This window comes from Acetivibrio sp. (genome assembly GCF_035371925.1).
Taxonomy (GTDB): Bacteria; Bacillota; Clostridia; order Acetivibrionales; family Acetivibrionaceae; genus Hungateiclostridium.
The window spans coordinates 1-13,925 of the sequence record NZ_DAORXT010000033.1; the positions used below are offsets into that span (position 1 = coordinate 1).

The 13,925-nt window shown below is 41.5% G+C and carries 8 protein-coding genes; 2 read left to right on the forward strand and 6 right to left on the reverse strand.

Annotated features, from left to right (window positions below; genetic code table 11):
• Positions 1-60: 60 nt before the first annotated feature.
• Positions 61-1,662, forward strand: coding sequence for a CotH kinase family protein (locus PLH43_RS06310; RefSeq protein ID WP_324361232.1), 1,602 nt, complete (start codon positions 61-63; stop codon positions 1,660-1,662).
• Between the two features lie 109 nt (positions 1,663-1,771).
• Here PLH43_RS06310 and PLH43_RS06315 read toward each other — a convergent pair whose 3' ends face one another.
• Both PLH43_RS06315 and hydF read right to left on the reverse strand, forming a co-directional pair.
• Positions 1,772-4,000, reverse strand: coding sequence for a glycoside hydrolase family 9 protein (locus tag PLH43_RS06315; RefSeq protein WP_324361234.1), 2,229 nt, complete (start codon positions 3,998-4,000; stop codon positions 1,772-1,774).
• Positions 4,001-4,242: 242 nt separating this feature from the next.
• On the reverse strand, positions 4,243-5,445 hold the full coding sequence (gene hydF, locus PLH43_RS06320) for a [FeFe] hydrogenase H-cluster maturation GTPase HydF (protein ID WP_324361236.1): 1,203 nt from the start codon (positions 5,443-5,445) through the stop codon (positions 4,243-4,245).
• Positions 5,446-5,664: 219 nt separating this feature from the next.
• Between hydF and PLH43_RS06325 the strand changes: the two genes are divergently transcribed.
• Positions 5,665-6,099, forward strand: coding sequence for a DUF2935 domain-containing protein (locus PLH43_RS06325; RefSeq protein ID WP_324361238.1), 435 nt, complete (start codon positions 5,665-5,667; stop codon positions 6,097-6,099).
• A 1-nt stretch (position 6,100) separates the two neighbouring features.
• Here the strand turns inward: PLH43_RS06325 and PLH43_RS06330 are convergent, their stop codons facing one another.
• From PLH43_RS06330 to PLH43_RS06345, 4 genes are all read right to left on the reverse strand, one after another.
• A complete protein-coding gene (locus PLH43_RS06330; RefSeq protein WP_324361240.1) occupies positions 6,101-8,755 on the reverse strand; it encodes a glycoside hydrolase family 9 protein in 2,655 nt (884 codons plus the stop codon).
• Between the two features lie 200 nt (positions 8,756-8,955).
• A complete protein-coding gene (locus tag PLH43_RS06335) occupies positions 8,956-10,827 on the reverse strand; it encodes a methyl-accepting chemotaxis protein (protein WP_324361242.1) in 1,872 nt (623 codons plus the stop codon).
• A 49-nt stretch (positions 10,828-10,876) separates the two neighbouring features.
• A complete protein-coding gene (locus tag PLH43_RS06340) occupies positions 10,877-11,341 on the reverse strand; it encodes a chemotaxis protein CheW (RefSeq protein WP_324361244.1) in 465 nt (154 codons plus the stop codon).
• A gap of 674 nt (positions 11,342-12,015) precedes the next feature.
• Positions 12,016-13,887, reverse strand: a complete 1,872-nt coding sequence (locus PLH43_RS06345) for a HAMP domain-containing methyl-accepting chemotaxis protein (RefSeq protein WP_324361246.1) — start codon at positions 13,885-13,887, stop codon at positions 12,016-12,018.
• Positions 13,888-13,925: the final 38 nt, after the last annotated feature.

Sequence of the window (13,925 nt, forward strand, 5' to 3'; positions counted from 1 at the left end):
AAATCTAAGAATGAGTGAGAAAATGAAAGAAAAGCGAAGATTTATTAAGGAGGTATAATTATGCGTAAGTTTTTAAAGTTTATGGCACTAACAACAAGCATCATGCTTTGTATTGTTTGCCTAAACATGTCACAAGTCTTTGCTGCCACAAGACCAGATGGCTGGACAGAAGAAACCCACGGCAAAAAAGCCATGCCCAATTATTCGCTGGTGTTTCCGGAGGACAAAGTAAACCGTATTGATATCATCATTAGTCGGGAAAATTATCAGCGTATGGAAAATGACGTGTTCAAGGCGTTTATGATGAGCAATGAGGACCCTATTTATGTGCCTGCAACAGTAAAGTTCAACAACCTCACTTGGTGGAACGTGGGAATCAGGTACAAGGGACAGAGCACATTGACCGGCGCTATGATGGGCATGAGCCACAAGTATCCTTTTCGTCTGAACTTTGACAAGTTCGAAGACGATTATCCCGAAATAGATAATCAAAGGTTCTATGGTTTCGACGAGCTTATATTCAACAACAGCTGGTATGACCCTTCATTCTTGAGAGACAAACTCTGCAGTGACATTTTCCGCGAGGCAGGTATTCCCACTCCCCGCTGCGCTTTCTACAGAGTATATGTTGATACGGGAAACGGGCCTGTTTACTGGGGATTATATACAGTATTTGAGGACCCCTCCGACAAAATGCTTGAATATCAATTCAAAAATCCCAATGGAAATCTCTACAAAGGTCAGCAAGCACCAGGAGCTGATTTAACAACCTTTGACAAACGGGGCTATGAAAAGAAAACCAATGAAAAAGCTGACGACTGGAGCGACATTCAAGCTCTTGTTAACGCCCTGAATGCTCCCAGGACCGATGCTGCCAAATGGAGATCTGACTTGGAGGAGGTTTTCAATACCGATTCTTTCTTAAAATGGCTGGCAATAAATACTACTATCGTAAACTTTGATACTTACGGATGGGTTACAAAAAACCATTACCTCTATCAGGACTTGGCCGATAACGGCCGTATAGTGTTTATCCCATGGGATTACAATCTCTCCCTCTCCTCTACCAATCCATGGGGCATAAAACCGCCCAGCCTTTCTTTAAATGAAATCGGCAGCAACTGGCCATTAATTCGCTATTTAATGGATGACCCCGTTTATAAAAATATCTACCATAATGAAATGCAAAAAGCACTGGATACCTGCTTCAATGAAACCGCTTTAATTGAAAAAGCCCGCAGGCTTCATGAACTAATCCGCCCATACACTGTTGGAAGCGAGGGAGAGATAAGAGGCTACAGCTACCTCACTAATGGCGAAGCCCAATTTAACCAAGCCCTAAACGACCTTATAAACCATATCAGCACAAGGCATAAAGAAACCAGGGCCTATCTGTCTACTGTTAATATTACGCCCTTGCCTTCTCCTACAACGTCATCTGCCCCAACCCCTACACCAAATACCGGCGAAAAAGGCGATATTAACTGCGACGGCAAAATAAACTCAACGGACTTTTCCGCACTTAAAAGGCATATTCTCAGAATAAATATCCTTTCCGGGCAGCAACTTGCCAATGCTGATGTAAACGGCGACGGCTTGGTAAACTCAACTGACGCTTCAATATTAAAGAAATATATTGTTAAGACCATTCCATCCCTATAATAGTATTTATGCCTTCATCACCTCAATAGGTGAACAACAAAAATCCTACGGAGCGGTAATTCTGTCCGTAGGATTTTTTCTAAAACATAATATAAGCATCTATATAAATTTAGATAGGCAGCTTACTAATTATCTTTAGCAAATACCTTTTTAAAATCATCAGGTCTGTGGAGTTTGTATTACCGTCTCTGTTTAAATCTCCCGCAGCTAAGTTTGTACCTGGAGCCACATTACCCAATATAGCTCTCTTTAATATTGCATAATCCGTGGAAGTCACATTCCCGTCGCCATTTAAATCTCCATATGTAATTGCCGGTTCAGTCGGCGTCGGCTCAGGCGAAGGCTCAGGGGTATTGCCGCCGGAAGGAGGTTCTTCACCCCACAACAGTACGCCATTGTCATATACAGGTATATAAGGAGTCAATCCTGCAAAGGATACGGCATCATAATCCGGATCTTTTCTGAGGTTCTGATATGACCAGTCATTTTCATTGGAACCAGTAATACCGTCTTTGTATTTGATTGATACATGGGCATCTTTTTCACACATCTCCCATTCCGCAGGCATAATCTGAGTTCCTGTGAAATCGACTGTGAAGTAATAAATATTATCCTTGTAATGCTTCAATCCTTCCAGTTTTGCACCTTCGCTTTGTCCAAGGGTTATCTGAACATCATTCACAGTTCCTCCGGATTCAAATACCTCTGTTAAATCCATGAAGTAACGAACAGATAATTTATCTTTCATTGTAGGAGGCCATGCCGAACGGTTGTTAACCTGAAGCAAGAGATTTAAAGTTCCATAACCTTCGTAAATTATCCAGCCGCGGCAGAAGTATTCTACAAGGTCATCTTCCGGTGCTCTGAAATCTTCAGGCTGAGGCCAGTTTTCAAGCGGATCTCCTCCGTACATATCATACATTTTTGCCAAAGACCCTACGAAACCTGCGTTGTAGTCGGTAGCCACTTCATTTAAAGTATAGTCGGCAATATCATCCACCCAGCTGTCATCGGAAGTCGGTCCTCCAACCAATGCACCATAGAGAATATGGCGATGGAAGCCGGGCACATCAAGCATACTAACCCATGAACCGTGGGCTGTTCTGTGATGAGGATGTTTTGGAGCGTTTTCGCCAAATCCCACCACATAGCTTCCCTTTCGAGGATTGTCTCCCAAAATATAGTTTATTTGCTTTTCTGCAAAAGTACGATAAGTCTCTTTCTTTGACGGAGTTCCCACTGTTGGGTCATCAGACCACACAAAGGCTAAAAACGCCGCTGTGGATGCATAACGCAAAGACCCCCACGGTGAAAGCCATGCCAAGCCTCCCGGAGTATAAGTAATTCCTCCGCCTGGTTGCCAGAAATCAAGGTTCTTTTCAACCATGGCCGCATATCCCTCGTCATGAGTAAGTTGGGCTATTTTAAGTGCCGCTCCGTAGCTTACATCATCCCAGCAATGAGTATGCCCTCCGCCCAATGAAGTGACAGGCAGGAAGGATTTTGCCTTTTCAAGGTAAGTGGAATCACCGGTTTTTATGTAGAGCCATACAGCACCCCAGGCCATATCATCCAAATAACCTCCCGACGGATATAATACGTCAAGAGGATTTTTGCCCCTGTATTTATCGCCAAACTCAAAAATCTGCTTTGCATGGGTCAAACAGGTTTGGGCGTATTCCGGGTCTGTCGGCTCAAATATGATTGATGCGATAGCCAGACAAGCCGCAGTCTGTCCTGCCACATCCGAACCCGGAGTCGACGGATTTAATACAAAGGATTTTCTGTCGGTAACATAGTCCAAAAGCTCGTGGGGAACCCACACCGAGTGGTCGGAATCGTTGTAGCCGCACATATAATACAATACATTCGGCTCCGGATGAGCTTTAATGAAAAAGTCCGTAGCCCACTTTATTTCGTCAAGAATGTCATCCAATTGGCCTGACTTTTCAAAGGCCTGACGATATTCGTACACAGCCCATCCCAATTGGCCTGCCGCATAGGACATGGGATGGGTAAATTTGATTCCGTCACCGGCATCAGCCCATCCTCCAGTAAGGTCTAAGCCCACATCCTGACCGTCGGTCATTGCAGCATCAGCCCTGTAAGGCAGGATGTAATCATCGGGCAAATCTCCAAGACGGTTGGCTTTGTAAAAAAGGATCGCTTTCTGTAAAGCTTCTCCATAATTATAGTACGAGCCGCCCGAGCGTGGTGAAGATGCCGCCTGTACTTTTGATTCAAGGGCAGATGACGGTAAAAGTACGGCAGCCAAAAAGATTAGCAGAACTGACAGGACAAATTTGCCTTGAAATTTGACCCATCTCTTTTTCTTCATAAATAAAACCCCCCATAAAAATTTTACTTTTATTATTTTTATTGCAAATCAAAGTACGTAAAGGTATGGAATCTTTATTCTAAAATGTGTGCAGTCAAAAAGCAATGTATATGGATAAAGGAAAGTATATAGAAATGCAACTACTATTTATTTTATATAATTAAATTATATCATACAAAGACTTATAGCTTCAATTAAAACGGGAATATTTATCAGTAAGATTCCATATATTGCTTTAACCTTTAAAGAATTTCCGCAAGGATATCCGGAAAAATTTCAAGGCTTCTTTTTAGGATTCCATGCATATATGCAATCAAAATTCCGTAATTGGTAATAGGTACATTCTGCTCTACGGCATATTTATAACGATATTTCATTCCTCTTTCATTCAGCATACAGCCTCCGCAATGCACCACCAATTTGTAGCGGGACAAATCCTCAGGAAATTCCGTGCCCGATGTAAACTCAAAGTTTAGTTGCTTTTTGGTATAATTGTTTATCCATCTGGGAAGCTTCACCGTACCTATATCATCGCACTGTCTGTGATGAGTGCATCCTTCGGAGATAAGAACAGTGTCACCGTCATTTAAAGAATCGAGCGCCTTTGCTCCTCTTACTGCAATTTCCAGATTGCCCTTGTACCGTGCAAAAAGAATGGAAAACGATGTGAGATAAATATCTTGCGGTGTATCCGCCGCCACCATTTCAAAAGCCTGACTGTCGGTAATGACGAGTTTCGGCTTTTTGCCGAGGCTTTCAATCGTATTCTTAAGCTCGTTTTCTTTTACCACAATCGCAACGGCATCAGATTCCAAAATGTCACGAATGGTCTGCTGCTGGGGCAGTATGAGCCGTCCCTTGGGAGCAGCTTTATCAATAGGTACAACCAGTATGACAAAATCCGATGGAGCAATCAAATCCCCCACTATCTTGTGGGTGATATCATCAGTAACTGCAAGAGATGCGATTTTTTCCTTCAATCTATTGATATTGTAGCCCGTTTTGGCACTGACATAAATTTCGTTGTTGTTCTCCGCCTCTTCATGTTCTTTCAAATCCGCCTTGTTGTAAACAACAACATACTTTATCTCCTTCTTTTCAAAAAGTTCAATCAATTTCTCATCATCTTCGGATTTACCGTAGGCAGCATCAATTACCAGTACGGCAATATCGGTTTTATTAAGCACCTGGCGGCTCTTTTTTACACGCAGTTCTCCCAATGCCCCTTCGTCATCAATTCCGGGGGTGTCAATTATTACAACCGGCCCTAAGGGTAAAAGCTCCATTGCTTTATAAACAGGGTCAGTGGTTGTCCCTTTTACATCTGAAACAACAGCCAGGTCCTGACCGGTGACAGCATTCACAATACTCGATTTACCTGCATTTCTTTTTCCGAAGAATCCTATATGAATACGGTTTGCAGAGGGTGTTTCATTCAATCCCATGTCGATTAACCTCCTTTTAGCTCTTTTCTTTCTATATTATCAGTTTAAAACCCATCGTGTAAACATTAATATCTACGAATTTATGCTGTTTTTACTTAAGTTAGTTTTGTCAGCACTTCATATTTATGTTCAATTCTTCTGTGGGCACTGAATTTTATTTTACAACATATAATGTATTATGTTTAGTAAGAAAATTATGTAAAAATGGAGGTATGTCCAATGCAGTTTTGTTACGGGGATAAGAATCATATAAGAATCCTGGAGGAAGCTGGATTTTGGAAAAGGCAAGAGGCCGAGCACACCGTGGTAATCAGGAAAATTATACCCGACTTGGAGGAAAGATTTGTAGAAAAGCTGGACGAATATCAAAAGATTCTTGGCTCAACAGAGGCCATAATTTTGCAATATATAGAAAGACTGAACCGTTCCGGCTGCATAATAACCCCAGAATTGGCGCAAAGGATTGCCAATATTATTGAAATTACTCTTTGTCAAAGCCAAACCTTTGTAAACTTTTTAAACGCCATGGCAAAAGAAAGTGCGGTAGTTGCAAACAATTTCACAGCCTCTGTTGTAATAAATCATATTATAAGAGAATCCGAGTATTACATGGGTATCGCGAAAGCCTACCTTGACCGCATTGCATTAAGATAAATCAAGGTTCTTTGCCGTAAACAAGTTTATTTGAAATATATAAAGTCACCCTGTTCCAATCCGTATAATCCGATGCAGACGAATTAAAAGAATAATCGTTTGACTGGGTATAATTTGACCAGTCATCTTTTGAAAACCTAGCCTGTACTTCAACACTCGCACCCGGATCTAACTTTCCCGCTCCGCTTCCAAACCCAACTTCAAGATAAGTGTCTGCTCCTTCTTTTGGTGAAGAGATGTTATGGAAGTTTCCCGTAACGTTGGAGTTTCCGGCACTGCTCCAATCGCACCAGAAGTTTTGAGATGTACCCCCTTCTTTTGTATAATAATATCTAATCTTGACATCGGACAAGTTTATAGCCTGTGTGCCGTTGTTGGTTATTTTAAACCTTGGATTTATACTGTTTGATGTAGCTGATGCATTTCCATTTGCATATTGCAACGTTACCGTTCCTTTGCCGCTCTGTTCCTTATCTTTTGCATTGTTCTGCCCGGCAGGAGTTTTTAAATCGGTTGCAGGGTTTTGCGTGTATTTTACCTGAGGTTCCGATTCGGTTTTTACCGGGGAAGCATCTTTGGACGTACTTTTTGATGATGAACCCGGTTCCTTTCCAAATACCAGCACACCGGCATCATATACCGGAATATATTCGGACTTTACCGCCGAGCCTGCCGAAAGCCCCTGATAGGAGTAGTCGTTTTCGGAATTGAACACTGTGCCTTCAGGCGCGGAAATTCTAAACTGCACTTCCTTTTTGTATGCCGACTGTCCCCCGGGATATATTTTTGTCCCCGATAAATCCACTTCCACATAGTAAATATTGTCTTTGTAATGCTTTACATCGGACAGCTTTGCTCCCTGGTTATAGCTCGAACTTACTTTCAAGTCGCTTGCAGTTTTTCCGGCACTCACAATCTCTTCAAGGTTTATGAAATATCTAAAGGATAAATTCTCACAAACCCTTGCAGGCCAACCCGATTTGTTGTTTACCGCTGCTTTTATTTCAATGAAATTGTTTCCCGATGCATTGACCCCTGCTTCAACAAATATTTCATCTTCCGTAACTTCTTCTATACCGCTAAAATTCGGATCAGGGCTTCCGCCATAAAGCTTATACATTTTTGCAAGCAGACCTACAAAGCCTGCATTGTAATCACAAGCCACTTCATTGCAAGTATAATTGCTGATATCATCAGTATAATTGTCGGTGTTGTCAGGTCCCCCTACAAGGGCACCGTAAAGAACATGCCTATGCTCGGGAGGCTCCATCTGACTGTCTGCCCATGAACCGTGAGCAGTTCTGTGGTGAGGCCTTTTGGGCGGATTTTCGCCAAAACCCACGACAAAACTTCTGCCGGTGCTTCCTAAAGCATAATTTGCCTGGCTTTTCGCAAACTCCAGATAAGATTTTGCCTTGCCTTTATCCGCATTTTCCCAATCGGAATAAACACACGCCAAAAATGCCGTTGTGGTTGCATATCTCAAAGATCCCCACTGGTCAAGCCACGCAAGTCCTTTCGGAGTATATGTAATTCTTTCGCCGTTATATCCGGTTGTCCACCAATCAAGATGTCTTTCTATCGATTCCTTATATATTCCGTTGTCATTTTTAATTCTTGCCAAAAGAAGATAAGTTCCATAGACCACATCATCCCAGCACTGAGCCCACTTATACTTCGGAGTGCTTGTCTGTGGCTCGTATCCCCATTTACTGGAGTAACTTTCAGCCTTGTTCAAATAAGAAGAATCATCGGTAGCCAGATAAAGCCATACAGCCGCCCAGGAAAGCTCATCATAAAATCCGCTCCATGAATCATAAAAGCCTTTGGCTGCAGTATAGCCTTCATCGCTTTTTGTGGTATCCGCAAATTCAAACAGTTCTTTTGCATGCCTTAAACATTCTTTCGAATATTCACTATCCACTTTCTTAAATATTATCGATGCCACCGCCAAAGCTGCCGATGTCTCCGCTACAACTGTGGAACCCGGAGATGATTTGTCAACCCTGAACGAAGGTCTTTCCATGGGCAGTGCTTCGGCAGGTCCCCACCATGCGTGGTCAGCATGCCCGTCGCCTACTTGGTAGTAGTATACATCCTTTTGGGGATGACACTTAATAAGATAATCACAAGCCCATTTTATGTTATTTAATATATGGTTATACTGTCCGCTTTGCTTAAACGCATCTTCATATTCATATACCGCCCAGCCCAGCATAGCCGCCGAATAAGACATGGGCAAATTAAACTTTACATGGTCTCCCGCATCATACCACCCGCCGGTAAGATCAATTCCTGCATCTTTTCCGTCATAAAGTCCCGAATCTCCGCGCCAATTCAGACGAAGAGCCGAGGAATCAAGCTTTCCAGATCTTTGGCATTCATAGAAGAAAATTGCTTTTTGCAACGCTTCACCGTAATTAAAGTCACCTGTAGCCGGAGGCTGCTTCGGGATGTCTTCTTCCGGCAAATACCCGCTATTTCTATTTTTATTTTTCTCTTCTACATCATCGGAGGTCTTCAAACCGGAGCTCGCCGGAGTACCTGAAGTTTTCCGGTCCCATGGTTTTGCAAACAACATAACAGTACTGAACACTATAATAATTGCAATTACCAAAAGGATTTTCTTTCTCTTTAAATTGCCAATCAGCCTCATAAAATCCTCCTGCCAAAATTAATAGTAATAATATATCAAATTTAATCCGGCAAATCTATATTTATCCATACTCATTAGTTTATTATATCATATAAGTTCAGTCAAATCCGAGAAAATGAAATTTCGGGAATGTGCTAATAAAAAAACAGAGTAGACAGTTTAGTCCACTCTGCTTTTCAATGTGTAGTATTTCCTAAAATCTAGTATTTCCCGAAATCGCTGTCGGACAACAGTATTTTTTGCTTCAAGTCGCCCATATCTCTCTCCGGTGTTTCCTTATTATCAATATTCTTTACACTTGCTTCATTGCCATAGGCCTTTACTTGCTTCTTTCCCGTATAGTCCTCCAGCATCTTCATAATTTCAGGACTGAGTTCTTTATACTTGCCGTATGTCATCCTTCCCATATTTTTTAATTTAAACTTGGAAACGGACTGCCTTAAGAATTCTGCCTGGCTGGACAGCTCTTCACTTGCAGCTGCGCTCTCTTCCGATGTTGCCGAGTTGGTCTGAACAACCTGGGATACCTGGGCAACTCCCTGATTTATCTGGGTGATGGCTGCTGCTTGTTCGTTGGAGGCAACAGCTATATCATTGACCAGCGAAGCAGCCTTTGCTACGTCCTCCACTATCTTGTTGAGTGCTTCGGCAGTTTCCCGGGCTATTTTTGTACCATTTTCGGTTCGCTTGATTGTTCCCTCTATAAGCTCCGTAGTTTCTTTTGCCGCATTGGCTGACCTTGCTGCCAAGTTTCTCACTTCTTCCGCCACAACCGCAAATCCTTTACCGTGCATTCCGGCTCTTGCCGCCTCAACTGCAGCGTTCAGTGCAAGAATGTTGGTCTGGAAGGCTATGTCATCTATTACTTTGATAATCTTTGAGATATTGGAAGAAGAATTATTGATTTCCTCCATGGCATTGAGCATTTCAGCCATTTGCTTATTTCCCTGCTCAGCATTGCTTTTGGCAACCTCAGCCAGTTCATTGGCCTGGTTTGCATTTTTCGCACTAATCTGTGTCTGGGTTGCTACTTGCTCTAAGGAAGCAGTCAGCTCTTCTATTGAACTTGCCTGCTCGGTAGCTCCCTGGGAAAGCTGCATGCTCGAATCCGACACCTGTTTTGCACCTGCGGCCACTTGTACAGAAACTTCATTGATATTTGAAAGAACCTCGTTATTTGTTTCAACCATTTCTTTAAGCTTTTTACCCAAAAGGTCTTTGTCGGATTTGACTTTTACATCAACGGTCATGTCTCCGGCTGCAATTTTTTCTACAATATAAGCCTGTTCACGGATATTCTCTATCATCTTTCTAAAGGACTCTGCCAGTTTTCCTATTTCATCCTTGGTTTGAGCCCTAACTTCCACATCCACGTCTCCTATGGCAAGTCTGTCTGCAGCTTCAACCATTTGGCTGATTGGCTTGCTGATAATCCTGGATATAAACACTCCCAAGACAACAGCTATTATTATACCTGCAAATATCACAACCAGCATTAATGTTGATGCAGTGGATGCAATTTGCTTGTTCTCATCCACTTTTTCTTCTGCTGCTGTAGTGTTAAATTCCATTAAAGTTTCAAGGGCGTCTCTCAGCGTGTCACCGGCATTAGCCATATCTCCAAGAAGTATAGTTTTTGCCTCATCCAGCCGTCCCGATCTAACTAATTCAATTTCCTTGGTAATCGCAGATTTATACTTTTCCCATTTAGGCTTTAAATCTTCAAAAAGCTGTCGGTCAGTTTCATCTGTAATTCCGGCATCATACAAGCTTAGATATTTTTCTACATTTGCTATATGGTCTTCTATTTTTTCTATAGATTCGCTTTGCTTTGCCGAATCATCAAAAAGCAGCATTCTCGCACCGTTAAACCTCATCCTCTGAAATTGCAGGGCTGCTTCAGCAGCATAGCTAATACCCAGTGTGTTATTCTCATACAATTCCACGTCCTCTTTGCTCATATTATTAATGTTTGAAAGACCAACACCGCCGACAACCCCCGAAATCGCTGCAACTATCAAAAAACCGATAATTAGTTTTGCAGATATTTTTAAATTATAAAACCACCGCATTATACCATCCTCCTTGATTTATATTTCATTCCTTTAGCATTACATCTCTTCAATCCTTAAGAAGCTTCTCGCAGTCCAGTATCAACCTAACCTCGTTTCCGACTTTGCCTATGCCCTTCACAAACTTGTTTTCGCTTTGGTTAAAATCCGGCGGGACAGAAATCTCCTCGTTCGGAATGGACATTACCTCGCACACGCTGTCCACAATCAGTCCAACGTGAATATTTTCAGCGTCAATTACGATTATGCAAGTTCTGTCGTCATACTGTCTTAATTCTTTACCGAATCTGAGCCTTACATCCATTACAGGGATTATCTTTCCCCTGAGATTTATTATCCCGCGAACATACTTTGGCAAATCAGGCACTTCGGTAATGGATTGAATTCCGATAATCTCGGTAACATACCTAATTTCAATCCCGTAATACTCCTTTTCAACAATGAAGGTAAGATATTTATCCTTATGGGTTTCCTCTTGCTGTAGCTCCAATTCATGGGCCAGTATTTCAGTCATTCCCGCTCACCTCCTTGTATGGTTTATACAGCTATAATTATCAGTGGCTCTCACCACTGTTCGACCCAATAAGCAAAAGGTAATTTTACCGGCTAATAATTGCAATATTGTAAAAAACAGCCTGTAAATGAGCCATAAAAAGTCAATCGGGCAATCTCAAATCAAAAGACCCCCAAAAGGAATCAATATATTATTTATTTGTCAACGCGGATAAGTAACTTTACTAAGATGTTCTTTCAGATAAAATCAAGATAGGACTACTTCAACATATGAAAAGATTAACATGCTTTTATTCATTCTGAAAAATTCAATTCTTTCAAGAGCCTTTTTAGCTCCAATAAATAGAAATGATTTTATTGAAAGTCTATCAAAGTATAGTATTGGCACGTTATCGCTCCCTTTCAATGCTATAAACATTCTCCATCGCTAGCTGGCTCTTTGTTACGCAAACATTTCTATATACATATTATGTTTATTTTATATTTATTCTACATAAATGACAAAATTCCTTTTTATTCTTAAAATTTTCATATTCACTCAAGTCATAATTGTTTGCAAAAAAAAGACAACTGGATATAAACTATTTTATCCTATTTATGAAATAAAGAATCTAAACATTCATAATAATTTGTAAAGCAGAGTGGACAGTGAAGTCCACTCCACCTTATGTATGCCTAATATTTTCCGAATTCACTGTCAGACAACATTATTTTTTGCCTCAAATCGCCCATATCCTTTTCCGGTATTTCCTTATTATCAACATACCTTATATCTTCTTGCCTTTTGGTACACTTCGCTTGCTTATTTTCCGTATAGTCCTCCAGCATCTTCATGATTTCAGGATTGACTTCCCTATATTTACTGTATGTCATCCTTCCCATATTTTTCAATTTAAACTTCGAAATAGACTGTTTCAAGAATTCAGCCTGGCTGGACAACTCTTCACTTGCAGCTGCACTCTCTTCCGATGTTGCCGAGTTGGTCTGGACAACTTGGGATACCTGGGCAATTCCCTGATTTACCTGGGTGATGGCCGCTGCTTGTTCGTTGGAGGCAACAGCTATATCATTAACCAATGAAGCAGCCTTTGCTACACCCTCCACTATCTTATTGAGTGCTTCGGCAGTTTCCCGGGCTATCTTTGTACCGTTTTCGGTTCGCTTGATTGTTCCCTCAATAAGCTCCGTAGTTTCTTTTGCCGCATTGGCTGACCTTGCTGCTAAGTTTCTCACTTCCTCCGCCACAACCGCAAATCCTTTACCGTGCTGTCCGGCTCTCGCTGCCTCAACTGCAGCATTCAGTGCAAGAATGTTGGTCTGGAATGCTATTTCATCTATTACTTTGATAATCCTTGAGATATTTGAAGAAGAATTATTGATTTCCTCCATGGCATTGAGCATTTCAGCCATTTGTTTATTTCCCTGCTCAGCATTGTTCTTGGCAATCTCAGCCAGTTCATTGGCCTGATTTGCATTCTGGGCACTTGCTTTTGTCTGGGTCGATATTTGCTCTAACGAAGCGGTCAGCTCTTCTATTGAACTTGCCTGCTCGGTAGCTCCCTGGGAAAGCTGCATACTCGAATCCGATACCTGTTTTGCCCCTGCTGCCACCTGTGATGCAACTTCATTGATATTTGAAAGAACCTCGTTATTTGTTTCTACCAATTCTTTAAGCTTTTTACCCAAAAGGTCTTTGTCGGATTTGACCTTCACATCAACAGTCATATCTCCGGAAGCAATTTTTTCTACAATATAAGCCTGTTCACGGATATTCTCTATCATCCTTCTAAAAGACTCTGCCAGTTTACCGATTTCATCCTTATTCTCAGCTTTGACTTCCACATCCACGTCCCCAAGGGCAAGTCTGTCTGCAGCTTCAACCATTTGGCTGATTGGCTTGCTGATAATCCTGGATATAAATACTCCCAGTGCGACAGCTGCCAAAACACCTATGAATACCACAACTATCATTATAGTTGAGGCACTTGCCGCAATTTGCTTGTTTTCATCCACTTTTTGATCTGCTGCAGCAGAGTTGTATTGCATCAAAGCTTCAAGGGCGTCTCTTAGCGTATCTCCGGCATCAGCCATGTCTTCAACAAGCAACGCTTTTGCCTCATCAAATTGTAATGCATTAACAAGTTGAACTTCTTTGTTTATCAAAGATTTATACTTTTCCCATTTCGGTTTTAAATCCTCAAACAGCTGACGATCGGCTTCATCTGTAATTCCGGCATCATACATGCTTAAGAATTTTTCCACATTTACAATATGTTCTTCAATTTTTTCTATAGTTTCATTTCGCTTCGCCGAATCATCAAATAACAGCAATCTTGCTCCGTTAAACCTCATTCTCTGAAACTGCAAACCGGCTTCAGCGGCATAACTAATACCCAGTGTGTTATTCTCGTACAGTTCCTCATCCGCTTTGCTCATATTATTGATGTTTACAAGAGCAACACTGCCAACAACCCCGGCAACCACTGCAAGCGTTAGAAAGCCGATAATCAGTTTTGCCGATATTCTCATATTATAATACCATCGCATTATGTAATCCTCCTTGAATTTATATTTCATTCCTTTAG